Source organism: Pasteurella sp. P03HT, assembly GCF_054052285.1.
The window spans coordinates 128033-152910 of record NZ_JBSIUM010000001.1; the positions used below are offsets into that span (position 1 = coordinate 128033).

General features: G+C 40.0%; 29 protein-coding genes. 16 read left to right on the top strand and 13 right to left on the bottom strand.

Going from position 1 to position 24878, the window contains the following annotated elements; translation table 11 throughout:
* The first annotated feature begins 50 nt into the window (after nt 1-50).
* Nucleotides 51-833, top strand: coding sequence for an enoyl-ACP reductase FabI (gene fabI, locus ACWIT3_RS00575; RefSeq protein WP_457160913.1), 783 nt, complete (start codon nt 51-53; stop codon nt 831-833).
* Nucleotides 834-899: 66 nt separating this feature from the next.
* Entirely contained in the window at nt 900-2879 is a 1980-nt protein-coding gene (gene rnb, locus ACWIT3_RS00580; RefSeq protein ID WP_457160914.1) for an exoribonuclease II, read from the top strand.
* Between the two features lie 56 nt (nt 2880-2935).
* Here rnb and murA read toward each other — a convergent pair whose 3' ends face one another.
* Genes murA through mlaF form a run of 7 tightly spaced genes read right to left on the bottom strand, consistent with a single transcriptional unit; the run spans nt 2936 to nt 7659 of the window.
* Entirely contained in the window at nt 2936-4213 is a 1278-nt protein-coding gene (gene murA, locus ACWIT3_RS00585; protein ID WP_457160915.1) for a UDP-N-acetylglucosamine 1-carboxyvinyltransferase, read from the bottom strand.
* 21 nt (nt 4214-4234) lie between these two features.
* A complete protein-coding gene (locus ACWIT3_RS00590) occupies nt 4235-4492 on the bottom strand; it encodes a BolA family protein (protein WP_046339398.1) in 258 nt (85 codons plus the stop codon).
* Nucleotides 4492-4851, bottom strand: coding sequence for an STAS domain-containing protein (locus ACWIT3_RS00595; protein ID WP_457160916.1), 360 nt, complete (start codon nt 4849-4851; stop codon nt 4492-4494). Before ACWIT3_RS00595 ends, ACWIT3_RS00590 begins: the two co-directional genes overlap by 1 nt.
* A gap of 4 nt (nt 4852-4855) precedes the next feature.
* Complete coding sequence (gene mlaC, locus ACWIT3_RS00600; protein WP_457160917.1) at nt 4856-5494, bottom strand: phospholipid-binding protein MlaC; 639 nt, start codon at nt 5492-5494, stop codon at nt 4856-4858.
* 46 nt (nt 5495-5540) lie between these two features.
* Nucleotides 5541-6044, bottom strand: coding sequence for an outer membrane lipid asymmetry maintenance protein MlaD (gene mlaD / locus ACWIT3_RS00605; RefSeq protein ID WP_457160918.1), 504 nt, complete (start codon nt 6042-6044; stop codon nt 5541-5543).
* A gap of 41 nt (nt 6045-6085) precedes the next feature.
* Nucleotides 6086-6868 carry a lipid asymmetry maintenance ABC transporter permease subunit MlaE gene (gene mlaE, locus ACWIT3_RS00610; RefSeq protein ID WP_457160919.1) on the bottom strand — a complete coding sequence of 261 codons (783 nt, stop codon included), beginning with the start codon at nt 6866-6868 and terminating at the stop codon, nt 6086-6088.
* Nucleotides 6865-7659: a phospholipid ABC transporter ATP-binding protein MlaF gene (gene mlaF, locus ACWIT3_RS00615; protein ID WP_457160920.1), complete on the bottom strand. Its 795-nt coding sequence runs from the start codon at nt 7657-7659 to the stop codon at nt 6865-6867. Before mlaF ends, mlaE begins: the two co-directional genes overlap by 4 nt.
* 236 nt (nt 7660-7895) lie before the next feature.
* Between mlaF and lptC the strand changes: the two genes are divergently transcribed.
* The 5 genes from lptC to rapZ are packed head-to-tail and all read left to right on the top strand — an operon-like array spanning nt 7896 to nt 11138.
* Nucleotides 7896-8480 carry an LPS export ABC transporter periplasmic protein LptC gene (gene lptC, locus ACWIT3_RS00620; protein ID WP_457160921.1) on the top strand — a complete coding sequence of 195 codons (585 nt, stop codon included), beginning with the start codon at nt 7896-7898 and terminating at the stop codon, nt 8478-8480.
* Entirely contained in the window at nt 8464-8982 is a 519-nt protein-coding gene (gene lptA, locus ACWIT3_RS00625; RefSeq protein WP_457160922.1) for a lipopolysaccharide transport periplasmic protein LptA, read from the top strand. Before lptC ends, lptA begins: the two co-directional genes overlap by 17 nt.
* Nucleotides 8983-8990: 8 nt before the next feature.
* The gene (gene lptB / locus ACWIT3_RS00630; protein ID WP_457160923.1) at nt 8991-9716 is read left to right on the top strand and encodes an LPS export ABC transporter ATP-binding protein; all 726 of its coding nucleotides are present in this window, start codon (nt 8991-8993) and stop codon (nt 9714-9716) included.
* A 2-nt stretch (nt 9717-9718) separates the two neighbouring features.
* The gene (gene ptsN, locus ACWIT3_RS00635) at nt 9719-10252 is read left to right on the top strand and encodes a PTS IIA-like nitrogen regulatory protein PtsN (RefSeq protein ID WP_457160924.1); all 534 of its coding nucleotides are present in this window, start codon (nt 9719-9721) and stop codon (nt 10250-10252) included.
* A 22-nt stretch (nt 10253-10274) separates the two neighbouring features.
* The gene (gene rapZ / locus ACWIT3_RS00640) at nt 10275-11138 is read left to right on the top strand and encodes an RNase adapter RapZ (RefSeq protein WP_046339408.1); all 864 of its coding nucleotides are present in this window, start codon (nt 10275-10277) and stop codon (nt 11136-11138) included.
* Nucleotides 11139-11165: 27 nt separating this feature from the next.
* Here the strand turns inward: rapZ and xseA are convergent, their stop codons facing one another.
* From xseA to ACWIT3_RS00660, 4 genes are read right to left on the bottom strand one after another with little or no spacing between them, the layout of a single operon-like run.
* On the bottom strand, nt 11166-12500 hold the full coding sequence (xseA, locus tag ACWIT3_RS00645) for an exodeoxyribonuclease VII large subunit (RefSeq protein WP_457160925.1): 1335 nt from the start codon (nt 12498-12500) through the stop codon (nt 11166-11168).
* A gap of 55 nt (nt 12501-12555) precedes the next feature.
* Nucleotides 12556-13752, bottom strand: coding sequence for a ribosomal protein uL16 3-hydroxylase (locus tag ACWIT3_RS00650; protein ID WP_457160926.1), 1197 nt, complete (start codon nt 13750-13752; stop codon nt 12556-12558).
* 10 nt (nt 13753-13762) lie between these two features.
* Nucleotides 13763-14071 carry an RnfH family protein gene (locus tag ACWIT3_RS00655; protein ID WP_046339411.1) on the bottom strand — a complete coding sequence of 103 codons (309 nt, stop codon included), beginning with the start codon at nt 14069-14071 and terminating at the stop codon, nt 13763-13765.
* The gene (locus ACWIT3_RS00660; protein ID WP_457160927.1) at nt 14049-14495 is read right to left on the bottom strand and encodes a type II toxin-antitoxin system RatA family toxin; all 447 of its coding nucleotides are present in this window, start codon (nt 14493-14495) and stop codon (nt 14049-14051) included. Before ACWIT3_RS00660 ends, ACWIT3_RS00655 begins: the two co-directional genes overlap by 23 nt.
* A gap of 86 nt (nt 14496-14581) precedes the next feature.
* On the opposite strand from ACWIT3_RS00660, the gene ACWIT3_RS00665 reads away from it, so the two are divergent.
* The 5 genes from ACWIT3_RS00665 to ACWIT3_RS00685 all read left to right on the top strand — a co-directional run bounded on the left by ACWIT3_RS00665 (nt 14582) and on the right by ACWIT3_RS00685 (nt 19877).
* Nucleotides 14582-15697, top strand: coding sequence for a glycosyltransferase family 9 protein (locus ACWIT3_RS00665; protein ID WP_457160928.1), 1116 nt, complete (start codon nt 14582-14584; stop codon nt 15695-15697).
* Nucleotides 15698-16282: an aminoacyl-tRNA hydrolase gene (gene pth, locus ACWIT3_RS00670; protein WP_457160929.1), complete on the top strand. Its 585-nt coding sequence runs from the start codon at nt 15698-15700 to the stop codon at nt 16280-16282. It abuts the gene before it with no gap.
* Between the two features lie 35 nt (nt 16283-16317).
* On the top strand, nt 16318-17409 hold the full coding sequence (gene ychF / locus ACWIT3_RS00675) for a redox-regulated ATPase YchF (RefSeq protein ID WP_457160930.1): 1092 nt from the start codon (nt 16318-16320) through the stop codon (nt 17407-17409).
* Between the two features lie 86 nt (nt 17410-17495).
* The gene (locus tag ACWIT3_RS00680) at nt 17496-18908 is read left to right on the top strand and encodes a basic amino acid/polyamine antiporter (RefSeq protein ID WP_457160931.1); all 1413 of its coding nucleotides are present in this window, start codon (nt 17496-17498) and stop codon (nt 18906-18908) included.
* A 240-nt stretch (nt 18909-19148) separates the two neighbouring features.
* The gene (locus tag ACWIT3_RS00685; RefSeq protein WP_457160932.1) at nt 19149-19877 is read left to right on the top strand and encodes a nitroreductase family protein; all 729 of its coding nucleotides are present in this window, start codon (nt 19149-19151) and stop codon (nt 19875-19877) included.
* A gap of 147 nt (nt 19878-20024) precedes the next feature.
* Here the strand turns inward: ACWIT3_RS00685 and ACWIT3_RS00690 are convergent, their stop codons facing one another.
* Complete coding sequence (locus tag ACWIT3_RS00690) at nt 20025-20582, bottom strand: YtfJ family protein (protein WP_457160933.1); 558 nt, start codon at nt 20580-20582, stop codon at nt 20025-20027.
* 145 nt (nt 20583-20727) lie between these two features.
* On the opposite strand from ACWIT3_RS00690, the gene ACWIT3_RS00695 reads away from it, so the two are divergent.
* On the top strand, nt 20728-21060 hold the full coding sequence (locus tag ACWIT3_RS00695; RefSeq protein WP_457160934.1) for a zinc ribbon domain-containing protein YjdM: 333 nt from the start codon (nt 20728-20730) through the stop codon (nt 21058-21060).
* 87 nt (nt 21061-21147) lie between these two features.
* On the opposite strand, the gene ACWIT3_RS00700 is transcribed toward ACWIT3_RS00695, so the two are convergent.
* Nucleotides 21148-21672 (bottom strand): YadA C-terminal domain-containing protein, encoded by a 525-nt coding sequence (locus ACWIT3_RS00700; RefSeq protein WP_457160935.1) that lies wholly within the window; start codon nt 21670-21672, stop codon nt 21148-21150.
* Between the two features lie 275 nt (nt 21673-21947).
* Here ACWIT3_RS00700 and rbsD point away from each other — a divergent pair, with 275 nt between their 5' ends.
* From rbsD to rbsC, 3 genes are read left to right on the top strand one after another with little or no spacing between them, the layout of a single operon-like run.
* Nucleotides 21948-22367, top strand: a complete 420-nt coding sequence (rbsD, locus tag ACWIT3_RS00705) for a D-ribose pyranase (protein WP_457160936.1) — start codon at nt 21948-21950, stop codon at nt 22365-22367.
* Between the two features lie 11 nt (nt 22368-22378).
* Entirely contained in the window at nt 22379-23875 is a 1497-nt protein-coding gene (rbsA, locus tag ACWIT3_RS00710; RefSeq protein WP_457160937.1) for a ribose ABC transporter ATP-binding protein RbsA, read from the top strand.
* Nucleotides 23876-23891: 16 nt separating this feature from the next.
* Nucleotides 23892-24860 carry a ribose ABC transporter permease gene (gene rbsC, locus ACWIT3_RS00715; RefSeq protein WP_457160938.1) on the top strand — a complete coding sequence of 323 codons (969 nt, stop codon included), beginning with the start codon at nt 23892-23894 and terminating at the stop codon, nt 24858-24860.
* Nucleotides 24861-24878: the final 18 nt, after the last annotated feature.

Sequence of the window (24878 nt, forward strand, 5' to 3'; positions counted from 1 at the left end):
ATTTTCCCTTATACTAGCAACAATTTTTAACATACGAAAAGGTATTGATTATGGGTTTCTTAACAAATAAACGTATTTTAATCGCAGGTGTAGCAAGCAATCGTTCAATCGCTTACGGTATTGCACAAGCAATGAAACGCGAAGGTGCAGAATTAGCCTTTACTTATCAAAACGACAAATTAAAAAGCCGAGTAGAAGAATTTGCGAAAGAATTAGGTTCAGATATCGTGATTCCTTGTGATGTAGGTACCGATGAAAGTATTGAACAATGCTTTACTGAATTAGCAAAACACTGGGATAAATTTGATGGTTTTGTTCACTCAATCGCATTCGCGCCAGGTGATCAATTAGATGGTGACTATGTAGACGCAGTAAATCGTGAAGGTTTCCGTATCGCTCACGATGTCAGCTCATACAGCTTTGTAGCAATGGCAAAAGCCGCGCGCGGTATGTTAAATCCAAACTCTGCGTTATTGACCCTTTCTTACTTAGGTGCTGAGCGTGCAATCCCTAACTACAACGTCATGGGTTTAGCAAAAGCATCATTAGAAGCCAATACTCGCTTTATGGCAGCGTCTTTAGGTAAAGACGGTATTCGTGTAAATGCGATTTCTGCTGGTCCAATCCGCACGTTAGCCGCATCAGGTATCAAAAACTTCAAGAAAATGCTTGCTAACTTCGAACAAACTGCACCATTACGCCGTACTGTCACCATTGAAGATGTCGGTAACTCTGCTGCTTTCCTATGTTCAGACTTAGCAGCTGGTGTGACTGGTGAAGTACTACACGTCGATGCAGGCTTCAGTATTGTTGCGATGGGCGAACTTGAATAAGTTTTATGATGTATTTTAAGCGGACGATCTCGTCCGCTTTTTTGACGTTTTCACGGATAGTTTTTAATGTTCCAAAATAACCCCCTCCTTTCTCAATTAAAACAACAAATCAGAGACAGTAAACAACAAGTTGAAGGAACCGTAAAAAGTTCTGATAAAGCATTTGGCTTCCTCGAATGCGATAAAAAAAGCTACTTTATTCCTCCAGCAGCGATGAAGAAAGTCATGCATGGAGATAAAATCAAAGCCTTAATTGAAGTCATTGGTGACAAAGAACAAGCTGAGCCAGATGAATTAATTGAACCAATGCTGACACGCTTTATTGCGCGTGTGCGTTTTAATAAAGACAATAAATTACAAGTGCTTGTTGATCATCCACAAATTAATCAACCGATGGGTGCCAACCAAAGCAAATCAGTAAAAGAAACATTACAAGAGGGTGATTGGGTGGTAGCCACCTTAAAAACCCACCCATTACGCGACGATCGTTTTTTCTTTGCTCAAATCCAACAATTTATTTGCAAAGCGGATGATGAACTTGCACCTTGGTGGGTCACGTTAGCCCGTCATGAACAATCTCGCTATCCTGTAAAAGGACTAGAACATTATGAAATGCAAGATCAGCAAACTCGTGAAGATTTGACCGCACTTCATTTCGTCACTATCGACTCTGAAACCACAAAAGATATGGACGATGCGTTATACATCGAACCAATTCAACAAAAGGAACAACAAACAGGCTGGCGTTTAGTAGTCGCAATTGCTGATCCAACAGCTTACATCGCGTTAGATTCACAAATTGAAAAAGAAGCAAAACAACGTTGTTTCACCAACTATTTGCCAGGTTTCAATATCCCAATGCTACCACCAGAACTGTCTGATGAACTTTGCTCATTAATGAAAGGTGAGGTTCGTCCTGCATTGGTTTGCTATATTGAAACAGATTTAACGGGCAACATTAGTGCGAAACCACGTTTTGTCTCTGCTTATGTACAATCAAAAGCCAAATTAGTTTATGACCGTATTTCTGACTATTTAGAAAATAAAGCTGATGCTTGGCAGCCAGAAAGTGAACAAGAAAAACAACAAATTGATTGGTTACATCAATTTACGCAAGCTCGTATTGAGTGGCGTAAACAACATTCTTTATTATTTAAAGAAAAGCCAGACTACGCTTTCATTTTGGCTGAAAATGGTAAAGTGCAAGCAATCCAGACAGAATATCGTCGTAGTGCAAATCAGATTGTAGAAGAAGCGATGATCATCGCAAATATCTGTGCAGCAGACTATTTAAATGAAAAAGCACAATGCGGTATTTTTAATACTCATTCAGGTTTTGATAAGAAGTTTTTAGAAGCTGCACATCAGTTCTTACTTGCGCAATTAGCTACAGAGGAGACCTTACCTGCGCTTCGTGAACGCTATGCCATTGATAAGCTGTCTACTTTGGAAGGTTATCGCCAAATGCGTCATGATATTGAACCGCTAAATAGTGACTACCTTGAATTTCGTTTACGCCGTTTTCTCACTTTCGCTGAATTTAAATCGGAATTGGCCGCACATTTTGGATTGGGTCTAGCTGGCTATGCTACTTGGACTTCACCTATCCGTAAATATTCTGATATGGTTAACCACCGCTTAATTAAAGCCACATTAACGGATCAACCTTGCGAAAAACCACAAGAAGCCGTCTTAGTGCGTTTACAAGAAGCTCGTCGTCAAAATCGCTTAGTTGAGCGAGATATCGCTGATTGGCTATATTGCCGTTATTTAGCAAACAAAGTGACAGAAAACGTAATCTTTATGGCTGAAATTCAAGATGTGATGCGTGGCGGCTTACGTGTTCAGCTCCTCGAAAATGGCGCCTCTGTCTTTATTCCCGCATCAACTCTACATGACAATAAAGAAGAAATGCAGGTCAATACGGATGAAATCGCCCTGTATATTAAAGGAGAAAAAAGGTACCAACTCGGCGATATCATTTCAGTGAAGTTAACTGAAGTGAAAGAAGAAACTCGCAGTATCATTGGTATTATTAATGATTAATACATACTGAAAAAACAAGAGGGAAACATCTGTTTCCCTTTTTTTATCATGTTAGATTAACTTTCTTCGTTATCACTAGAAAATCGCTCGATTCTCGCCCCTAAACCACGTAATTTTTCTTCAATACGCTCATAGCCACGATCAATGTGATAAATACGATCAACAATCGTCTCACCTGTTGCAATACACCCCGCTAATACTAAACTGATCGATGCACGTAAATCTGTCGCCATCACTTCGGCACCACTTAAATGATCAACACCGTGACACACCGCCGTATTGCCCTCGATTTCTGCTTTTCCCCCCATACGAATCAGTTCAGGAATATGCATAAAACGATTTTCAAAAATAGTTTCCGTGATAATACTCGTGCCACACGCCACCATATTCAACAAAGTAAATTGCGCTTGCATATCCGTTGGGAATCCTGGATAAGGTGCAGTACGAATATTCACCGCACGTGGACGATTACCCAACATATCTAAAGTGATGCTATTTTCTGTTACATCCACTTGTGCACCCGCTTCACGTAATTTATCGATAACGGCATCAAGCGTATCGGCTTTGGTATTTTTACATTGAATGCGTCCCCCAGAAACTGCTGCAGCCACTAAGAACGTTCCAGTCTCAATACGATCTGGTACAATGCTATGTTCGCATCCGCCTAGATGTTCAACCCCTTCAATAGTAATCGTATCACTTCCTGCACCTGAAATTTTTGCGCCTAATTTATTTAAGAAAAGCGCCGTATCCGTAATTTCAGGTTCACGAGCAGCATTCTCGATGGTTGTCGTTCCTTTCGCTAACGTTGCAGCCATCATAATCGATAACGTCGCACCAACACTCACTTTCTCGACAACAATACGGGTACCAATTAAGCGGTGATCCACATAGGCTTTTACATAACCGTCTTCTAACGCAATTCGTGCCCCAAGGCGCTCTAAGCCACTAATGTGTAAATCGACAGGACGCGCGCCAATTGAGCACCCGCCTGGCAGAGAGACTTGTCCTTGATTAAAACGCGCGACTAATGGTGCTAATGCCCAGATAGATGCACGCATCGTTTTCACTAATTCATAAGGTGCAACAAAATGATCAATTTTCGACGCATCCAAATGTACCGCCCCCGTTTCATCACGCTCTGCTACAACCCCTAATTTACGTAAAATTTTAAGCGTTGTTTCGATATCTTTTAATTCAGGAACATTGGTCAGTTTTACGGGTTTTTCAGCCAAAATCGCAGCAAATAAAATAGGTAAAGCGGCATTTTTTGCCCCCGAAATATTGACAGTACCTTTCAGGCAAGATTGACCATAAACACGAAATTTTTGCATAAGAATTATCCTAGCTAAGTCTTAACGAGGTTGATTAAGTAAGCGTTCACGCTTCCATTTTTCAACAGTATACGTTTTAATTGTTAATGCATGAATGGCATTACTTGAAATATGTTCCATTAATGGCGCGTAGATTAATTGTTGTTGTTTGACTCTTGATAGCCCAGCAAATTCATCACTTACTGCAATCACACCATAATGCGCATTTTCACCTTGAACATACACTTCATCTAAGTTGAGTGCTGCTTTTAAAATTCGTTCTATTTCTTGCGTTTCCATTAACTCTTTCCGTTGGATTGAACAAATGTTGCTATCCAATGAGATAGCCCAAATAAATCCGCCAATGTAAATAATTGGCTTGGCGCATTTTTTAACACAATGCGATATTCCCGTTGTACTGTCGTGTGACAAAATTGCAAAACATCACATAATAACGCAAACCCAGCCGAATCAATTCGCTTAATCTGGGATAAATCCCACTCTACGTTATACTGACTGATTTTTTCTACAGACAAAAAAGAAGCACGTTGCTCCCATAAAGGAAGCAACGTGTCACGAGATAGCTCTCCAATTAATTGGATTACTATTTTATCATCATTTTGTGTGATTACCCAAGTTAAACTTTTTTCCGTTTGCATGTGCTTATTTACTTAACGTCACAGGGGCTTTTGCCGCTTTTTCTACTTGCTCAGTCAACGCATCTAAGCCACTTTTTACGATAGTTGGAGACCATTCTTTTTCTTTGGTTTCCACCATGCTGACGCCCTCAGCACTCATATCAAACACTTGCCACTTACCCGATTTGCTATTTTTATACCAGTAAAATGTCAAGTTGACAGGGGCTTGATTACCGCTCTGAATCACTTTGACACGGATACTTGCTGTTTTATCCGCGGATTCCGCTTTAGGTTTTTCAATTTGTAGCTTTTGATCACTATACAAGGTCAAAACCTGAGCATACGTTTGTTCAATATATTGCTCAAATGCGGTAAAAAACTTTTCTCTTTGTTCTGGCGTGGTCGATTTAAAGTTTTTACCCAAAACTTTTGAGCCTGCGTATTTTACATGGACATAAGGCATTAACTCATTACGCACAATCGTTCTTAAATAATTTGGATCTTGCTTAATATTGCTTTGATTACTGGTAATGCTTTTAAATAATTTATCCGAGACTTCTACCGTTAACTCATAGGGAGTCTCTGCTGCCCAAGCCTGCACTGAAAAAAGTGCGGTTGAAATAATCATAATTTTACGAATAAGACGTTTCATTGTTGTCCACATTGTTTTCTCCTACTTTCACTTTCCTAATGAATTCACAAAGACTAATTTATTGTGCCTTTTCTGATTCTGCACTATTTTCATTCTTGTTACGATCACCATACAAGAATTGTCCGACTAAATCCTCAAGGACTAAGGCAGATTTCGTATCGACGACAAGGTCACCTTCTTTCCACATAGCAACTTCACCATCATCAAACCCGACACTTAATGCGATGTATTGTTCGCCCAGTAGACCCGATGTTTTAATCGATAAAGCACTGGTTTCTGGGATCTCATTATAACGTTCATCAATGGCAATCGTCACAACTGGTGAATAACTTTTTTCATCCAATGTAATGTCTGTGACTCGACCAATAACGACTCCGCCCACTTTTAATGGCGAACGGACTTTCAATCCCCCAATATTGTCAAATGTAGCATGAATTTTATAAGATTTCGCTTCACTAAACCCTTCTATATTTGCAACTTTGAGCCCTAAAAAAACCAGTGCACTCATTCCTAATAACAGGAACAAGCCAACCCAAAATTCATATTTCAGCGTTTGTCGCATAACATTTCCTTTACGTTCAAAATAATCAAATCAAATTTCAATTAACTCGCACCAAACATTAATGCAGTTAAAACAAAATCAAGACCCAGGACAACTAAAGATGCATGAACTACTGTTCTTGTTGTTGCTTTACTGATCCCTTCTGATGTAGGGATACAGTCATAACCGTTAAATAACGCAATCCACACTACAGCAATAGCAAAACAAAGGCTTTTAATAAAGCCGTTAAGCAAATCTTTTTCCCAAGTCACCGCATTTTGCATCACAGACCAAAAACTTCCTGCGTCCACGCCTTTCCAATCCACGCCAACAAGCGAGCCTCCCCAAATGCCAATAGCCGTAAAAATGACCGCTAAAATGGGCATGGCAATCACCCCCGCCCAAAAACGAGGTGCAATCACACGACGTAATGGATCGACCGCCATCATTTCTAAACTCGACAGCTGTTCTGTCGCTTTCATCAAACCAATTTCAGCCGTTAATGCTGAACCTGCACGCCCTGCGAATAATAGCGCTGTGACCACAGGACCTAACTCACGTAACAACGACAGTGCAACTAATTGCCCTAAACTTGTTTCTGCCGAAAAATCAACCAGAACAACATAACCCTGTAAACCAAGAACCATGCCAATAAATAAGCCTGACAGCATAATGATTAACAACGATTGCACACCCAAAACATGCAGTTGTTTGATTAATAATGGGAAATGCTTTCTCAGTTGTGGCTGTCCAACTAGCGCACCAAATAACATAAAGCCAGCACGTCCCATGGCACGACATGAACTTATCGCCTGTTGACCAAGATTTGAAATAAAATGTATCATGCGAATAATGCCTCTACGTAATCAGAAGCAGGAAAATGAAAACGTACGGGACCATCTGCTTCTCCATCAAGAAATTGACGCACTTGTGGATCGTAGCTCTGTAATAATTGTTCAGATGTGCCTTCCGCAATCACGCGCTTATCCGCAATAATATAGGCATAATCTGCAATACTTAAGACTTCTTGTACATCATGAGATACAACAATAGAAGTGAGTTGTAAAGCTTCATTTAAGCGTTTAATCAAACTTAAAATCACCCCCATACTAATAGGATCTTGTCCTGCAAAAGGTTCGTCAAACATGATTAATTCAGGATCCAGCGCAATTGCACGTGCTAATGCCGCGCGCCTTGCCATCCCACCAGATAATTCAGATGGCATTAAGTCTGCCGCACCACGTAAACCAACGGCCTCAAGTTTCATTAAAACTATTTTACGAATTAATTGTTCTGGTAGACGGGTATGTTCACGAATCGGAAACGCCACATTATCAAATGTGGAAATATCAGTAAATAATGCCCCAGATTGAAACAACATGCCCATTTTCTGCCGCACTTGATACAGCTCAGCATGAGATAATTGACAAATATCTTGTCCTTCAAACCAAATTTCACCTTTTTCTGGCTGCAACTGCCCACCAATCAACTTTAATAACGTTGTTTTACCGATACCTGATGGTCCCATAATTGCGGTAATTTTTCCTTTTGCAAATTGCAAATTCAGGTTATCGTAGATGGTACGTTCGCCTCGTTTAAATGTGAGATTTTTCACTTCAATTAAGGGATTATTCATAAAATCGCTTGTGCTAAATTGGAATACATCAAAATTAACAAGGGATATTCTATGAATTCCCCTTGAATGTCAAATTTTCATCAATATAGAATGAATTGTCTTTTGACCCGTTATCTTACAAAAAGTTTCCTATCGCAAAAATTTTCTGAAAACCCACCGCACTTTGCTTTGTTTTATCAAAATTATGCTATGATTATAGGTTAATGATTAACCCTAGTTACTTGAAAATACGCCTTATGAATATTCGTTGGAATATTGTTTTATCTGTTATTGCATTTATTTTGCTTGCTTGGTTTTATTCACTCAACCAAAGTGAACAAAATCTTGATGGGCTAATTAAGAAACCCGACAGCCCAGAATACACAGGACAACACATGCAAACGACCGTCTTTTCACCAACAGGGAAAAAACAATATCTTGCTACTTCTGACACTGTTGCTCACTTTACTACCTTTGGTGAAACACATTTTGATCAGCCCGAAGTGTATTTATTTGACATCGACAGTTCAGAGCAAAATATCAATAAAGATAAAGAAAGCTGGAAATTACGAGCAGATAAAGCTGTGCTAACAAAAGATAATATGCTGTACTTAGAAGGAAATGTGTTGGCAGAAAGTCTTTTTACCCTTTCTCGTTTACAACGTGTTGAAACTGAACGTGCTGTTATCAATTTATCAACACAAGATATTACATCCGATACTACGGTGAAGATTTATGGACAAAACTTTCACTCAACAGGTTTAAAATTAACAGGTAACTTGCAACAACAAGTGGCCACTTTAAAAGAGCAGGTAAATACGTACTATGAAATCAAAAAGTAATCACATTCTTCTTTTAGCCACATTATTTACAGTGACATTGCCTGCTTTTGCACTGAAAAGCGATTCACAACAACCGATTAATATCGTCTCTGAAAATCAGTCATTAGATATGGATAATAGTATTGTGACATTCACTGATAACGTTGTGATTACACAAGGTTCAATTTTAATTCGTGCGGCTAAAGTCATTATCAAACGCCCCGCCGAAAACTCAGGTAAAAAAGAGACCATTGAAGCCTTTGGTAAACCAGTGACTTTTTATCAAAAATTGGATGATGGTAAACCTGTTGAAGGAAAAGCCAATAACGTGCATTACGATCTTACACATGAGTTCTTAACCTTGACGGGTGATGCAGAATTGAAACAATTAGACAGTAAAATCAATAGCGACATCATTACTTATGATGTCAGTAAACAAGAATTAAACGCCAATAGTACAGGTCAATCGCGAGTCCGCACTGTACTTATTCCAGCGCAATTGAATGATAAAAATAAAAAATAAGGTTGAGTATGTCCATTCTTTATGCTGAAAACTTAGCTAAAAGCTATAAAAATCGTCAAGTTGTTTCAGATGTGAGTTTAACAGTACATTCAAATGAAATTGTTGGTTTATTAGGTCCAAATGGTGCAGGTAAAACGACGACTTTTTATATGGTGGTCGGTTTAGTCAATCATGATCAAGGTAAAATCCGCATCGATGAAGAAGATATCAGTTTACTTCCTATGCACAATCGTGCTCAACGTGGTATTGGCTACCTTCCACAAGAAGCCTCTATCTTTCGTCGTTTAAGCGTCTACGACAACTTGATGGCAGTATTGGAAATTCGTCAAGATTTGACGGCTGAACAACGCCGTGCAAGAGCAGATGAACTGATTGACGAATTTAATATTGGTCATATTCGCCATAATTTAGGGCAATCGCTTTCTGGAGGCGAACGCCGCCGAGTTGAGATTGCGCGTGCATTAGCCGCTAACCCAAAATTTATTTTACTTGATGAACCCTTTGCGGGTGTTGATCCCATTTCGGTGATTGATATTAAGAAAATCATCATGGATCTGCGTGATCGGGGATTAGGCGTACTCATCACGGATCACAATGTGCGAGAAACATTGGATGTCTGTGAACGCGCTTATATTGTGAGTGCGGGGAAAATGATTGCAACTGGTACGCCTGAAGAAATCCTTAATAATGAACAAGTGAAACGTGTGTATTTAGGCGAAGAATTTAAGCTTTAGTTATGATCAAATTTACTGAATTACTCAGACCAGAATATATTCGTCAAGGGTTGATTTGTTCGAGCAAAAAACGTTTGTTTGAAATGATTACACAAGTCATTGCTGAGCAAATTCAACTAGAAAATGCAGAACAACTGTGTTTTGACTGTTTACTCAGTCGAGAAAAAATAGGCAACTCTGGCTTAGGAAATGGCATCGCGATGCCTAAAGCACGTATCCCTGAAGGTAATGCGCCACTTGCGGTCTTTATTCACCTTGACTCGCCCGTAGATTACGAGTCAGCAGATCATCGCGACGTTGATTTAGTTCTCGCACTACTGGTACCAGAAAAAATGTGCGAACAATACATGAGTGTTTTACCTGAGCTCGCTGACAATATTTCAGATAAAACCCTTTGTAAACAACTTCGTGCTGCACAAAGTGCGAAAGAAATTTGGCATATTTTTGAGAATTTTGATCAACAACAAGAACACGAAACGCCGTTAACTTCTCTAGATGAAAAAAATATCATCGACGAGAACCATGAATCCGTTTAACAAACTAGCAACAGGTAATACTATGGAAATTATCATTGTGAGTGGACGTTCTGGCGCAGGGAAATCCGTTGCGCTACGAGCATTAGAAGATATCGGCTATTATTGTGTAGACAATTTGCCACTCGATCTATTGCCTAAATTAGCTGATATTTTATCTGCCAACCACCGCTCTGTTGCGATTAGCTTAGATATTCGTAACCTGCCGCATTCCTCAGAAACACTTGAACAATTACTCACTAAAGTACAAGCACTTCATCAGGTCAAAATCATTTTTTTAGAAACCGATCGTGGCACGCTGATCCGTCGTTATAGTGACTCACGTCGCTTACATCCTCTCTCTGTACAAGATTTATCATTAGAAGCCGCCATTGATGAAGAACAGAAATACCTAGATCCACTTATTCAACACGCGAATCTAATCATTGATACCACTCGCCTGTCGACACATGAATTAGCTGAACGTTTACGTGATTTCTTGTGCGGTAAGTCTGATAAAACCTTAAAAATAATTTTCCAATCTTTTGGTTTCAAATATGGTCTGCCATTAGATGCAGACTATGTGTTTGATGTGCGTTTTTTGCCTAATCCGCATTGGAATCCAGAGTTACGCCCTTTAACTGGCTTAGATGAACCCGTTGCAGAGTTTTTAAATAAACATAATGAAGTGAATAACTTTATTTATTTAACACGTCATTATATTGAAACCTGGCTCCCGATGTTAGAACAAAATAACCGCAGTTATCTGACAATTGCCATTGGCTGTACTGGTGGGAAGCATCGTTCAGTCTATATCACAGAACAACTTGGGCAATATTTCAAAGCGAAAGGTAAAAATGTCCAAATTCAACACAAATCACTTGCTAAACACAAAAAAACTGAAAAATGAGCCCAAAAAGGAACGATTCGTTCCTTTTTACTTTTTATGTATTGCGATAATTTCGCTGACCAACTCCCCTTGCATTAAACGCGTTTTTAACCGCTCTCCTACGCTAACCTGTGCTGTATTTGTCACAGCTTGCCCCCGTTGATTTTCGACAATAGCGTATCCTCTGGCCAATACTTTAAGTGGACTGAGTCCGTCTAACAGACCACAAGCCCGTACAAGTTGATGTTGTTTTTGAGTGAAAAGTTGACGCCATGCTCCGTTCAATCTCATATCTAATTGATAGACATAATGCTGGAGTTTCTGTATCCGTAGCGGTAAGGATGTTTTCTGTAATTGTTCATTCAGTGCGGTCAGTTTATAACGATTTTTATTGAGTTGAGCCTGCATACTTAACTGCAAACGATGAGACAATTGTTGCATATGTTGCTGTTGGATACGTAATTGAGTATGAGGATGTTGATGTTGTAAACGTAGACGCAGACGCTGTAGCTGCTGTGTTTTTTCAGCAAACACACGGTCAAGTGCCATTTCTAGACGCTGTGCAAAGTAATATAATTGTTGCAATAATTCCTGTTGGTTACGGCTCACTAATTCCGCGGCTGCAGAAGGCGTGGGAGCACGTAAATCTGCTACAAAATCAGCGATTGTCACATCCGTTTCATGTCCCACAGCACTGATCACAGGAAGCGTGGAATTAAAAATAGCACGGGCAACCTCTTCTTCATTAAAACACCACAAATCTTCTAACGATCCCCCACCCCGTCCTACAATTAAAACATCCACTTCCTGACGACGATTAGCTAACTCAACCATTTGCACAATTTCTGCAGTTGCTTCTTTACCTTGTACTGCCGTAGGATAAATCACCACTTTTAACGTTGGATCGCGACGCGCTAATATTTGCAACATATCTTGTAACGCGGCGCCTGTTTTCGAAGTGACAATCCCTACCGCTTTACTAAAAGAGGGGAGCGTTTTCTTCAAATGCTGTGCAAATAATCCTTCCGCCGCCAGTTTCATTTTCAACGCATCGAACTGCTGTTGTAATAAGCCCTCACCCGCAGGATGCATACTCTCAATAATAATTTGATAATCACCACGTGGTTCATACAAACTGACACTTGCACGAACGAGGACTTGCATGCCATTTTGTGGACGAAAAGCAACTCGCATATTTTTCATACGAAACATAGCAGCGCGTACCTGTGCTTGCTCATCTTTTAACGTTAAATACCAGTGTCCTGATACAGGCTGGCTAAAATTGGAAATTTCTCCCGTTAACCAGACTTGCCCTAGCTGATTTTCTAACATCAAGCGAACAGATTGATTCAGTTGCGAAACAGAATAAATTTGCTCAGACATAAGCGAAACCTTTATTTAAACACGCACCGTGGAGGAAAAACACAAACGGAAGCCCTTATTCTTCAAGTAATACCCAACCATCATCAAGCCAGTTACACAACGAATCAAGCAATAAATCTAACGCCATATCGGGATTTGCTTCTTGTGCGCATACCTCGTTCAAAAAAGCAAAATCGACGCGTTTGCCGTCGGCGAGGCGTTGTAATACCCTAGCCTCTACTGGATTGAGTTCATCTAACCATTCACCATTTGCATAAAGGCGTAATGGGTTTTCAAGATAGAGCAATTTACAATTGTTATCCTGTACAAGCGTGCCATGTTCTTCCAAAATAGCCCGCACTTCATCTAGATCACAATATTCTTCAGTAGCAAATAAATCATAACGTCTCGTACTCACTGTCGTCGCAACAGCATGTAGAAATAAACGGTCAAATTGCGCAGAGTCCGCTAAAGTGGTTAAAAATTGTTGTTTCATCCTTTGAATCATAGCGGGATCAAGTTTACCCGTTTCTTGTTCACTAGGACTCAAGCGCAGCGGAAGATGGAGCTCGGTCACATCAATCTCGGGTAATGCTTGGCATATGCCTTTATTGATATTCTCAAACAAATCCGCGACGTTCGGATACCGCAAACCAAATGAGAACGTTAAGCAGTCATCTTCAGCGACCCCGTAATGAGATAAACGAGAAGGCACATAAAGGATATCGCCAGGGGACAAAACTTCGTCAAAAATCAATTCGCCCATATCGTCAAAAATACGAATAGGTTGATTGGCTTTAAATGATGTACTTGGATCACACCATTTCCCTAACTGCCAACGACGGTGACCATACCCCTGCACTAAAAATACGTCGTATTCATCATAATGTTTGCCAACGGAGCCGCCCTTAGGGGCATAAGACACCATAATGTCATCTCGTTGCCATTGTGGAATAAAACCAAATGCGTTCCATAATTCCCCTAACTCCGTCGACCATTGCTCTAAATTTTGCACTAATACGGACCAATGTGGTGGTAGCGCAGCAAAATCCGCTTCACTCAACGGACTACGCGTTAATTGCCACTTGTCTGCTGAAAATTGTTTAACAAGACGCGCAGTCACGCCTTCTTGTTGAGCCAATGCAATAATCTCTTCTGGTTCAAACATCCCGACAATTTGCGGTAAGCCAGCACGAATTAAAAGCGGCTTTTTTTGCCAATAATCACGTAAAAAGATCTCTGGTGTAATGTCTTCGGGTAAACAAAATGCCATATGTTGTATCCTATTTTTGTTTTTCTTTCGCTTGAGCTGCCTGCTGTTCTGCACGTTTACGACGAATTTCTTTCGGATCGGCGAGCAACGGGCGATAAATTTCAATTCGATCTCCGTCTTTTAACAAATCAGTGAGTTTTGCAGGGCGACTAAAAATACCGACTTTATTTTCTCGTAAATCAATTTCCGTGAATTGTTGCAAAATGCCTGATTGTAAAATCGCCGTCTGAATCATTGTCCCTTCGTCTACACTAAGCTTCTTGAGATAATAACGTTCTGGATAAGCATAAACAATTTCAATATGAATTTGAGCCACCATACACCTCTTTTGCACGTTGTTTAAAGGCTGCGATCATACGTGTCGTTAAATGTGTAAAAATCTGTCCAAATGCCATCGCAATAATCGGATTTGAAAATTCAAACTCCAATGTTAAGGCAATTTTACAACAACGCTCATCTAGTGCTTCAAACGTCCATTCCCCTTGCAAAAATTGAAAGGGACCTTCCACTAACTGCATACGAATCGCACGATTTTCTAGCATGGTATTCTGGGTAGTAAATCGCTGACGAATTCCCGCTTTGGCAATCACTAACTCTGCAGTCACCACATTTGCCTGCTGAGTTAACGTTCGTCCTTCTACACATCCTGGTACAAACTCAGAATACTGCTCATAATTATTGACTAATTGATACATTTGTGCCGCACTATACGGAACTAATGCACTTTGATTAATGACTGGCATAGTATGACTACTTATTTTTCAAAACATTTTTGTGTATTATAACGGAAAAGTGCAGTCTAAATAAGCAAAGAATTGGGATAACAACAATGAATATTAAGAAACTCTTCCTTTCACTTTTACAAAATCGACAAACGCACCCTTCCCCAATTCAATTTCAACAAATCCACCGAATTCTGCTTCGCCCACTCGGTTTTGCCATTGGCGATGCAACTGTCCACACCGCTCACTTGAAACAACTCAAAGCGTTATTCCCTCAAGCAAAAATTGGTGTCGTTGTACAAGGGGCGAATAAAGCTATTTATCAAGCGTCGGGATTAGTCGATGAATATGTAGAACGTAATATTTTCAGCTACATGAAGCACGCAAAAAAATGGGATTTGCTGTTAGATTTTGAAAATAACTTTAACTCGGCCTCTTTATTCATGGATCGTATTTTGATGCCTAAATGGATCGTAATTTTCCGCAAATACAATAAAAAATATTATAACTTTGACACAATAAAAAGTTACGATGTGCATTGCCCACAACAAGAAAATGCGCGACTCAGTCATTATTTAATGCACTCGCTCTTTAGCGAACATTTTCAATTACCAGAACCCGAGAGTGAGTTACATACCACTGAAGAAAATCGAGAAAAAATATCGGCTTATTGGCAAAAAAATCAATTTCGTTTATTACTTTGTCCACAAGGCAGCAAACGCCAAATTCCTGAAACAGAACTGGCTAACTTACTGAATGCAAGTTTAACAGGGGCGCTTGCCCAACAAGTTCAATGCCTTATCGGTTATACACCGACTGCGGCAGAATATTGTGCGAAACTCAGCGCCCTATGCCCAGAACTCAATATTAGACTTTCGCCACAAACCACGTTAGACGAATATTTAGCACTCGTAGAAAGTGCAGAGCTGGTTATCGCTGTTGACGGTGGATCGTTGCATCTCGCTTGCGCCTTCAAAAAACCATTATTAAGTTTTTTTGCCAATAGTCAACCGAATCTCAGTACATGGGAACCGCTTATTCCAAGCCAAGTCCCCCATTTAAAAATTATTAGTGCTCATCCAGAAAATACCTATGCCAGTGACACGCAAGATTTTCCTTTAACGCAAGCAATTCCTTGGTTAACGGAACAGATCATGACGTTGAGTAAACCACCGTTTTCCGCTACAATACGCCACTCTTTTTTAACGTGTGGAAGAAAGTGAATGTCTGAAATCAAATTAATTGTAGGGCTCGGTAATCCAGGGGATAAATATGCGGATACACGCCACAATGCAGGCGAGTGGCTGATTGATCGTCTCGCGCGTCGTTTTAATCTGACGCTAGTCCCAGAAAACAAATATTTCGGTAAAACCGCGCGCGCCCTCATTAATGGACAGGAAATCCGCTTTCTCGTTCCAACTACGTTTATGAATTTAAGTGGAAAAGCCATCAGCGCATTAGCCAATTTCTACCGTATCAAACCTGAAGAAATCTTAGTTATTCATGATGAACTCGATTTACCGCCTGGCGTAGCAAAAATTAAACAAGGCGGGGGACACGGTGGACACAATGGTCTACGTGATACAATCGCACAATTGGCAAATAACAAAAACTTCTATCGTTTACGAATTGGAATAGGTCATCCCGGTGACAAAAATGCCGTTTCAGCTTATGTATTAGGCAAACCTTCCCCAACAGATTGGCAACGTATTGAGCGCGTCTTAGAGGAAGCCACTGACTGTGTTGAAATCTTAATAAAAGAAGGCATCACAAAAGCAACAAACCGCTTAAATAGTTTTAAAGCATAATTTTTTAAAGATAACCAAATAATGAAGGAAAGATCATGGGATTCAAATGTGGCATTGTCGGGTTACCTAACGTAGGTAAATCCACTCTTTTTAATGCATTAACTAAAGCAGGCATTGAAGCAGCAAACTACCCTTTTTGTACGATTGAACCGAATACAGGGGTAGTACCAATGCCAGATCCTCGCCTTGATGCTCTTGCTGCTATTGTCAACCCAGAACGTGTTTTACCGACCACTATGGAATTTGTAGATATCGCGGGGTTAGTTGCTGGTGCAAGTAAAGGGGAAGGTCTCGGAAATAAATTCTTAGCTAACATTCGCGAAACCGATGCCATTGGTCATGTAGTGCGTTGTTTCGAAAATGACGATATCGTACACGTAGCGGGTAAAATCGATCCTGCTGAAGATATTGATACCATTAACACAGAGCTCGCGTTGGCGGATTTAGATAGCTGTGAGCGTGCAATTCAACGTTTACAAAAACGTGCAAAAGGTGGCGATAAAGACGCAAAATTTGAGCTTGCGGTCATGGAAAAAATCTTACCCGTCCTTGAAAACGCGGGTATGATTCGCTCAATTGGATTAGATAAAGATGAGTTACAAGCAATCAAAGGCTACAATTTCTTAACGTTAAAGCCAACAATGTATATTGCTAACGTGAATGAAGATGGCTTTGAAAACAATCCTTATTTGGATCGCGTACGTGATATTGCAGAAAAAGAAGGGGCTGTTGTTGTGCCTGTTTGTGCCGCAATCGAATCTGAAATTGCAGAATTAGATGACGAAGAAAAAATCGACTTTTTACAGGATTTAGGTATCGAAGAACCTGGATTAAATCGCGTAATTCGTGCTGGCTATAAGTTACTTAACTTACAAACTTACTTTACTGCGGGCGTAAAAGAAGTTCGTGCTTGGACAATTCCCGTTGGCGCAACAGCACCAAAAGCAGCCGCTGTAATCCATACCGATTTTGAGAAAGGGTTTATTCGTGCTGAAGTCATTTCTTATGACGACTTTATTCAGTACAAAGGCGAAGCGGGTGCCAAAGATGCGGGTAAATGGCGCTTAGAGGGCAAAGACTATATTGTACAAGATGGCGATGTCATGCATTTCCGTTTCAATGTCTAAAATCCGTTAAAAAAGCACCGCACTAAAAACAATTGTGCGGTGCTTTTTTCATTCTCATTCATAATAACAATAAGAGAAGACAGTAGATGTCGAGTAAAAAAATTGGATTAGTCTCCCTTACCGCATTAGTGCTCAGCTCAATGATTGGTTCGGGGATTTTTAGCTTGCCTCAAAATATGGCAGAAGTCGCAGGGGCAGAAGCCTTAATCATTGGCTGGATGATCACAGGTATTGGGATCATTTTTCTTGGGTTATCTTTTTTCTATATCTCGCGCTTAAAACCCGATCTAGATGGTGGAATTTATACTTATGCCAGAGAAGGTTTTGGTGATTTAGTCGGTTTTTTGTCTGCTTGGGGATATTGGCTATGTGCAACGATTGGCAGTGTTGGCTATTTAGTTGTGGCATTTGAAGGAATTGGTTTATTCACGGACCATGAAAATCATATCTTATTCGGACAAGGAAATACACCTTTTGCCTTTTTAGGCGCCTCCCTCGTAGTCTGGTTAGTCCATTGGCTCATTACTCGAGGCGTCAAAGAAGCCGCATTTCTCAACTTACTCGCGACATTTGTGAAAGCATTCCCTTTAGTCTTATTCATCGTCTTAGCGGCTTGGTACTTTTCACCACAAACCTTCCAATCTGATTTGAAAGCACTCGAGTTAAATCACTCCATTTCGGAGCAAGTTAAAAATACGATGCTCATTACTCTATGGGTGTTCGTCGGAGTAGAAGGCGCTGCTGTTCTCTCTGCTCACGCGAAAAAACGCAGTGATGTTGGCTTAGCAACCGTACTGGGAATTGTCATCGCATTAGTCCTATACGTCGCCATTACTGTTTTATCCCTCGGTATTTTACCACGTGAAACGATTGCAAGCATGCCTAATCCATCTATGGCGGGTTTATTAGAAGCCATGATTGGCAGCAGTGGTAAAGTTATTATTACTGCCTGTTTAATTGTTTCTGTTCTCGCATCATATATCAGTTGGACGATGTATTCTGCGGAGGTCCCCTATCGTGGCGCAAAACATGGGGCTTTTCCAAAAATATTAAATAAAGTCAATGAGAACGATACGCCGATCAATTCACTTTGGTTTACGAATATTGTGGTGCAATTGTGCTTAGTTTTAGTCTTAATGACAGGAAAAAGCTATAACGCGTTGCTCCTTATTTCGACTTCGATGATTTTGGTACCTTACTTCTTAATTGGCGCGTATTTACTCAAACTTGCAATTCAGCGTCAAAGTGCTTGGTATATTAAATTAACAGGCTTGATGGCATCACTCTATGGGGTGTGGATCATTTATGCGGCAGGCTTAGATTACTTATTATTATCGGTTTTACTCTATATGCCTGGCATTGCAATTTACTTATATTCACGATATCAACACCAAGGTCAAGGCCTACACTTAAAAACGGGTGAAAAAATTTTCTTAGGTATGATGGCAATCGCTTTTGTCTTTGCCCTTTACAATAATCTCACTCATTTTTATTCATAAATACGTGAGCAACGTGTGCTTCGTTTTAACACACGTTGCCCTCTACCATATTTATCAAAGTCCCCCAATCACCTCTATTTCAATACCCGAGTGAATCAACGCTACATTGCTAAATCATCAATTTTCATCTCGTTATTGATCTCAACCTCACGAGGCAAGATGTCCCAAAACTTTTTATAGTCTGAACGAATGATTTGCACTAAAATGACGCAATCCACCTCGTTTATAAGGAAGAATATAATGGCGTTATCTGACCTGCTACAACGACGTCGTGCTGTACGTTACTTTGATCCTGAGCATCCCCTTGACAGCGAAAATGTCAAACAATGTTTACAACTTGCTACACTCGCCCCGACCAGTTCCAATATGCAATTGTATGAGTTTTATCATATTATAGATAAAACACTACTCGATAAATTGGCAGAAGCCTGTTTAAGCCAACAAGCTGCGACAACAGCACAACAAATGGTCGTATTTGTCACTCGTCAAGATTTATATCAACAACGTGCTCAAGCCATTTTAGCGTTTGAAATTGATAATATTAAACGTAATAGCCCACCTGAGCGCCACGCTAACCGAATAAAAGGCAAAACGGATTATTATGCGAAATTAATGCCTTTTGCCTATCGACGTTGTTTCGGTTTATTCGGTCTTATTAGAAAGCTACTCGCCAAAACTATTAGCCTATGGCGTCCTATTTATACTGAGATGTCTGAATCAGATATGCGCGTTGTCACTCATAAAAGCTGTGCATTAGTTGCTCAAACTTTTATGTTAGCGATGGCAGAACAAGGTTATGATACCTGTCCTTTGGAAGGATTCGACAGTGCTCGCGTCAAAAAGATCCTGCAGTTACCCTCTGGCGCAGAGATCAATATGATCGTCTGTTGTGGGGTACGTAAAGCAGGTAGAGGTATCTGGGGAGAACGGTATCGGGTTCCTTTTGAACAGGTTTATCGAATAAAATAATCCATCTGTCTTAACGCAATAAGAAAGGCGGGTAAATGACCCGCCTAGTGATTAATAAGTGAACCTGAGCTCAATAGAAAAAATAAAAGGAATTAGCTTATAAAAGGAATTTATCTATTTTTAATAATGAAGCGCAACACTATTTCATTATTTACTCAATTCACCTACTAATTTTATCACTTCTTGAATTTGCTGTGTTGATAGTGCTCCTTCATGAACAAATTTAACCTTGCCGCTTTTATCTAACACTACAATTAAACTTTCTTTTTCTTTCAAATTCCACGCATTTTTAACCGCACTTTGTTGATCAAGTACAACTTGACTACGTGCATTGCTTTTTTTGCCCTTTTCTGCACTACTTTTAACGAATCCACCCGTTCCAAATACAGCATCATCCGCATTAATAATCGTTGTAGTTTGGTATTTCTCTGCACTAAATTGCGCGGCTTTAATGGCTTTCATTAAGGGTTCATTCTTTTCCTTGACACTACTGCGCCCTGCAAAATGATGTAAAATACGAACCTTACCCACTAAACTTGAACTGTGCCATGGTTGGTAAGTAATTTGCTCACCTTGCAAAACTAATTCACCCTCTATAGCCACTTGGATAGCTGGCAAATTATGATTAAGTTGGAGATGATGGGCAAAAAGATGACTAGAAAAAAACAATGTGGTCAAACCAAACGCCAAAGTCATTTTTTTCATGTAATGATCCTTAATGAAATAAAAAGTTGGCTGGATTTTACAGGAAAATCAACATAAAACAAGTCAGAGGTGTTTGGCTATCTTTTTGATCACGCAACGCTTTTTCTGCTATACTTGCGCCTCATATGATTAAAGAGGAAAAAGAATGGAAACCATGCCAAATTGCCCGAAGTGTCAAAGTGAATATGTTTATCATGATTCCGTGAATTTTATCTGCCCCGATTGCAGTTATGAGTGGTCCGAACAAGATAAGGTTGAAAGTGAAGAAAACGTCGTAAAAGACAGCAATGGTAATATTTTACAAGACGGGGATTCAGTTATCTTAATTAAAGATCTTAAAGTAAAAGGCTCGTCTATTGTGTTAAAAAAAGGCACAAAAGCTAAAAATATTCGTTTAGTTGATGCGGATCATGATGTAGACTGCAAAATTGATGGGCAAAGTTTTTCACTAAAATCTGAGTTTTTGAAAAAAGCTTAATCGCAATACCTTCTACTCAAAACATCTATCCATAAAAAAACGCTGATCACACTCAGCGTTTTTGTCATAATGTCATTCAAAATCACATTAGTATTCAAGGTTAATCCCCGCACCGAATCCTGTGCGCCCACCTTTGACGAAACTCGCACTCGCTCGTGCGGCAACGTTTTCATTAAAGCGGTAACCCGTACCGACCGCGATACTTGAGCTGGAACGGTATTGTCCGACGGCAGCTGTGAGGTTAAATTTCTTCACAGAATAAGGTTGGAATAAATTCCCTACCGCCATTTGTGATGCCATCATATTGCTATATTTACGATTAATTTGGTTAATATTGTATTGCGTATGGCCACTCAAATCGTTGACATGATCAATTAAATCCAATATCGTCGCGCCATTATTCAGTGGGCTAATTATAAAGACATCTTTTTTGTTCATTGAATCTATAGCTACTTTTGATAAGTTACCTTCTAATTGTCGTTTGTTATGATCATCAGGGATAGTACTATTATTATATAAGTAATATTTCGATTTAAAGGGTTCTATTGCCATTGTTGAAGAAGCAGATACCAATGCGATACAGCCCACACCCATTAAGATAATTTTTTTCATTTTACTCTCCTCGTTTCATTAGGCACGATTGCCATATGATTGTTAGATACTCATTAAAAAATAGATAAAATAATGTCAAAAATTTAATAAAAATTTAACATTTGATCACTTTTTTATACTAAAAAATAATCTTTTGCAAATAAATTCACTGAATTATTTGATCCAGTTCACAGATCGAATAAAAGTCTTTTGCACTTTTTTTATTTACTTTTACACTAATATCACATCATCGAAACGTTTCGATTAAAAATAATGAAGACTGTAAGAGGTATGCCATGAAAAAAACGCGCCTGCTTAATGCTCCCTTATCTCACGTAATTGCAACCTTGGGACATACCGATAGCCTCACAATTTGTGATGCAGGCTTACCCATCCCAACTGATGTTGAACGCCTTGATCTCGCATTAAGTGCGGGTATACCAAGCTTCCTACAAACCGTTGATGCTGTCGTAGCAGAAATGTTTGTTGAGCGCGCACTCATTGCAGAAGAGATCAAAGAAAAAAATCCGACCATATTGACCGCACTTTTAAACCGTTTGGCACAACTTGAACAACAACAAGGGAACCAAATCGATGTGCAATATGTTAGCCATGAACAGTTCAAAATACAGACACATTCCAGCAAAGCCATTGTGCGAAGTGGAGAATGCTCCCCTTATGCCAACATCATTTTATATTCTGGCGTACCATTCTAAAGGGTGTCGATATGCAACAAAAAACCTTACTTAAAATCAATGGTGTCGATAAGTCTTTCCCTGGGGTAAAAGCCTTAAGCAATGCCTGCTTATCAGTCTATGCTGGACGTGCGATGGCACTCATGGGGGAAAACGGTGCAGGGAAATCCACGTTGATGAAAGTCCTCACGGGGATTTACAGCAAAGATACAGGCACTATTGAGTACTTAGGTCAACAAGTCGCTTTTAGTGGTCCTAAAGCATCACAAGAGGCGGGTATCAGTATCATTCACCAAGAATTGAATTTAGTCAGCAACTTAACCATTGCTGAAAATATTTTCTTAGGACGAGAATTTGTGACTCCTTGGGGCAGCATTGATTGGAAAAAAATGCACCAAGAAGCAGAAAAGTTACTTCAACGATTAGGTGTTTCGCATAGCAGCCATCAACGTTGTGGGGAGCTGTCGATTGGTGAACAACAAATGGTTGAAATTGCAAAAGCGCTCAGTTTTGAATCTCAAGTGATTATCATGGATGAACCCACTGATGCCCTCACGGATACTGAAACGGAAGCGCTGTTTAAAGTCATTCGAGAACTCAAAGCTGAGCAACGTGGCATTGTATATATTTCCCATCGAATCAAAGAAATTTTTGAGATTTGTGATGATGTGACGGTACTACGCGATGGGCAATTTATCGGGGAAAGCCGTGTTGCTGATTTGGATGAAGATCGTTTAATCGAGATGATGGTGGGACGTCGCTTAGAAGAACAATATCCTCATTTGGCACAAGAACGTGGCGAAGTCTTACTTGAAGTAGACGGGCTCACTGGAAGTGGCGTAAAAGATATCAGTTTCACTTTGCATCGGGGCGAAATACTCGGGATTTCAGGCTTAATGGGAGCTGGGCGGACAGAATTAATGAAAGTACTCTATGGAGCATTACCTCATACACAAGGCACGATCCGCTTAAATCAACAAGACATCAATCCTACTTGTCCACAAGAGGGATTAAACCACGGCATCGTCTATATTTCTGAAGATCGCAAAGGTGATGGACTCATTTTAGGCATGTCAGTAAAAGAAAATATGTCCTTAACCGCTCTCGATTATTTTTCTAAAGGCATTCAAATTGATCATCGCGCTGAAAAACTTGCTGTTGGTGATTTTATTACTATGTTCAATATTAAAACGCCAAGTCAAGAACAGCCAATTGGTCTGCTATCGGGGGGGAATCAACAAAAAGTCGCCATTGCAAAAGGACTCATGACACGTCCCAAAATACTCATCCTAGACGAGCCAACCCGAGGTGTCGATGTGGGTGCCAAAAAAGAAATTTACCAACTGATCAATGAATTTAAGAAAGAAGGATTGAGTATCATCATGGTTTCATCAGAAATGCCAGAGGTACTGGGCATGAGTGATCGTATTCTCGTGATGCACGAAGGGCGTATTCGTGCCGAATTTCAACGTGGTGAAGCCACTCAAGAAAAATTATTAGCGGCTGCAATTGGTAAAAGTGCGGTCTAAAACGTGAGGATTTATTATGACAACACAAGCAAAGCCTTTTCAACTTGGTACATTTTTAATTGAACAACGTTCAGTCATCGCCTTATTGGTGCTGATCACGATCGTGTCGATGATCAATCCTGATTTTTTCAGTGTTGATAATATCCTCAATATTTTACGTCAAACTTCTGTCAATGCGATTATTGCTGTAGGGATGACCTTTGTCATTTTAATCGCAGGGATCGACCTTTCTGTTGGTTCGGTTCTCGCACTCACTGGGGCGATTGCAGCGTCGATGGTAGGCGCAGAATTACCCATTTTATTGGTTATTCCGCTAACACTCTTGCTCGGCACTCTACTCGGTGGAATCAGCGGCGTAATTGTAGCAAAAGGCAAAGTACAAGCCTTCATCGCAACCCTGGTCACCATGACCTTATTACGCGGTGTCACGATGGTTTATACCGATGGTCGACCAATTAGCACAGGCTTTTCAGAAGGAGCCGATGCCTTTGCATTCTTAGGGACAGGCTATGTGTTTGGTATTCCTGTTCCGATTTGGATTATGGTCTGTGTATTTGCGTCCTCTTGGTATGTCTTAAAGCACACCCGTATCGGTCGCTATATCTACGCATTAGGTGGTAATGAATCTGCGACTCAACTTTCTGGAATTAACGTCAATAAAATTAAAATCTTTGTGTTTGCTGTGAGTGGTTTCTTATCTGCCCTCGCAGGCTTAATTGTCACTTCTCGTCTTTCGTCAGCTCAACCTACTGCAGGCGTGTCTTATGAACTTGATGCTATTGCGGCAGTAGTCGTTGGTGGAACCAGTTTAATGGGCGGGAAAGGACGTGTCATGGGAACCTTAATTGGCGCCCTAATTATTGGCTTTTTAAACAACGCATTAAATCTATTAGATATTTCATCTTACTATCAGATGATTGCCAAAGCCCTTGTTATTTTAGTGGCCGTACTTGCAGATAACTATTTAGGCACGAAAAAAGTTTAACCCACTCAGTCTCTAAAG

Excerpts from the sequence above, each read along its gene's own strand:
- fabI (WP_457160913.1), top strand. The coding sequence starts at position 51 with ATGGGTTTCTTAACAAATAAACGTATTTTAATCGCAGGTGTAGCAAGC.
- rnb (WP_457160914.1), top strand. The coding sequence starts at position 900 with ATGTTCCAAAATAACCCCCTCCTTTCTCAATTAAAACAACAAATCAGA.
- murA (WP_457160915.1), bottom strand. The coding sequence starts at position 4,213 with ATGCAAAAATTTCGTGTTTATGGTCAATCTTGCCTGAAAGGTACTGTC.
- ACWIT3_RS00590 (WP_046339398.1), bottom strand. The coding sequence starts at position 4,492 with ATGGAAACGCAAGAAATAGAACGAATTTTAAAAGCAGCACTCAACTTA.
- ACWIT3_RS00595 (WP_457160916.1), bottom strand. The coding sequence starts at position 4,851 with ATGCAAACGGAAAAAAGTTTAACTTGGGTAATCACACAAAATGATGAT.
- mlaC (WP_457160917.1), bottom strand. The coding sequence starts at position 5,494 with ATGTGGACAACAATGAAACGTCTTATTCGTAAAATTATGATTATTTCA.
- mlaD (WP_457160918.1), bottom strand. The coding sequence starts at position 6,044 with ATGCGACAAACGCTGAAATATGAATTTTGGGTTGGCTTGTTCCTGTTA.
- mlaE (WP_457160919.1), bottom strand. The coding sequence starts at position 6,868 with ATGATACATTTTATTTCAAATCTTGGTCAACAGGCGATAAGTTCATGT.
- mlaF (WP_457160920.1), bottom strand. The coding sequence starts at position 7,659 with ATGAATAATCCCTTAATTGAAGTGAAAAATCTCACATTTAAACGAGGC.
- lptC (WP_457160921.1), top strand. The coding sequence starts at position 7,896 with ATGAATATTCGTTGGAATATTGTTTTATCTGTTATTGCATTTATTTTG.
- lptA (WP_457160922.1), top strand. The coding sequence starts at position 8,464 with ATGAAATCAAAAAGTAATCACATTCTTCTTTTAGCCACATTATTTACA.
- lptB (WP_457160923.1), top strand. The coding sequence starts at position 8,991 with ATGTCCATTCTTTATGCTGAAAACTTAGCTAAAAGCTATAAAAATCGT.
- ptsN (WP_457160924.1), top strand. The coding sequence starts at position 9,719 with ATGATCAAATTTACTGAATTACTCAGACCAGAATATATTCGTCAAGGG.
- rapZ (WP_046339408.1), top strand. The coding sequence starts at position 10,275 with ATGGAAATTATCATTGTGAGTGGACGTTCTGGCGCAGGGAAATCCGTT.
- xseA (WP_457160925.1), bottom strand. The coding sequence starts at position 12,500 with ATGTCTGAGCAAATTTATTCTGTTTCGCAACTGAATCAATCTGTTCGC.
- ACWIT3_RS00650 (WP_457160926.1), bottom strand. The coding sequence starts at position 13,752 with ATGGCATTTTGTTTACCCGAAGACATTACACCAGAGATCTTTTTACGT.
- ACWIT3_RS00655 (WP_046339411.1), bottom strand. The coding sequence starts at position 14,071 with ATGGTGGCTCAAATTCATATTGAAATTGTTTATGCTTATCCAGAACGT.
- ACWIT3_RS00660 (WP_457160927.1), bottom strand. The coding sequence starts at position 14,495 with ATGCCAGTCATTAATCAAAGTGCATTAGTTCCGTATAGTGCGGCACAA.
- ACWIT3_RS00665 (WP_457160928.1), top strand. The coding sequence starts at position 14,582 with ATGAATATTAAGAAACTCTTCCTTTCACTTTTACAAAATCGACAAACG.
- pth (WP_457160929.1), top strand. The coding sequence starts at position 15,698 with ATGTCTGAAATCAAATTAATTGTAGGGCTCGGTAATCCAGGGGATAAA.
- ychF (WP_457160930.1), top strand. The coding sequence starts at position 16,318 with ATGGGATTCAAATGTGGCATTGTCGGGTTACCTAACGTAGGTAAATCC.
- ACWIT3_RS00680 (WP_457160931.1), top strand. The coding sequence starts at position 17,496 with ATGTCGAGTAAAAAAATTGGATTAGTCTCCCTTACCGCATTAGTGCTC.
- ACWIT3_RS00685 (WP_457160932.1), top strand. The coding sequence starts at position 19,149 with ATGGCGTTATCTGACCTGCTACAACGACGTCGTGCTGTACGTTACTTT.
- ACWIT3_RS00690 (WP_457160933.1), bottom strand. The coding sequence starts at position 20,582 with ATGAAAAAAATGACTTTGGCGTTTGGTTTGACCACATTGTTTTTTTCT.
- ACWIT3_RS00695 (WP_457160934.1), top strand. The coding sequence starts at position 20,728 with ATGGAAACCATGCCAAATTGCCCGAAGTGTCAAAGTGAATATGTTTAT.
- ACWIT3_RS00700 (WP_457160935.1), bottom strand. The coding sequence starts at position 21,672 with ATGAAAAAAATTATCTTAATGGGTGTGGGCTGTATCGCATTGGTATCT.
- rbsD (WP_457160936.1), top strand. The coding sequence starts at position 21,948 with ATGAAAAAAACGCGCCTGCTTAATGCTCCCTTATCTCACGTAATTGCA.
- rbsA (WP_457160937.1), top strand. The coding sequence starts at position 22,379 with ATGCAACAAAAAACCTTACTTAAAATCAATGGTGTCGATAAGTCTTTC.
- rbsC (WP_457160938.1), top strand. The coding sequence starts at position 23,892 with ATGACAACACAAGCAAAGCCTTTTCAACTTGGTACATTTTTAATTGAA.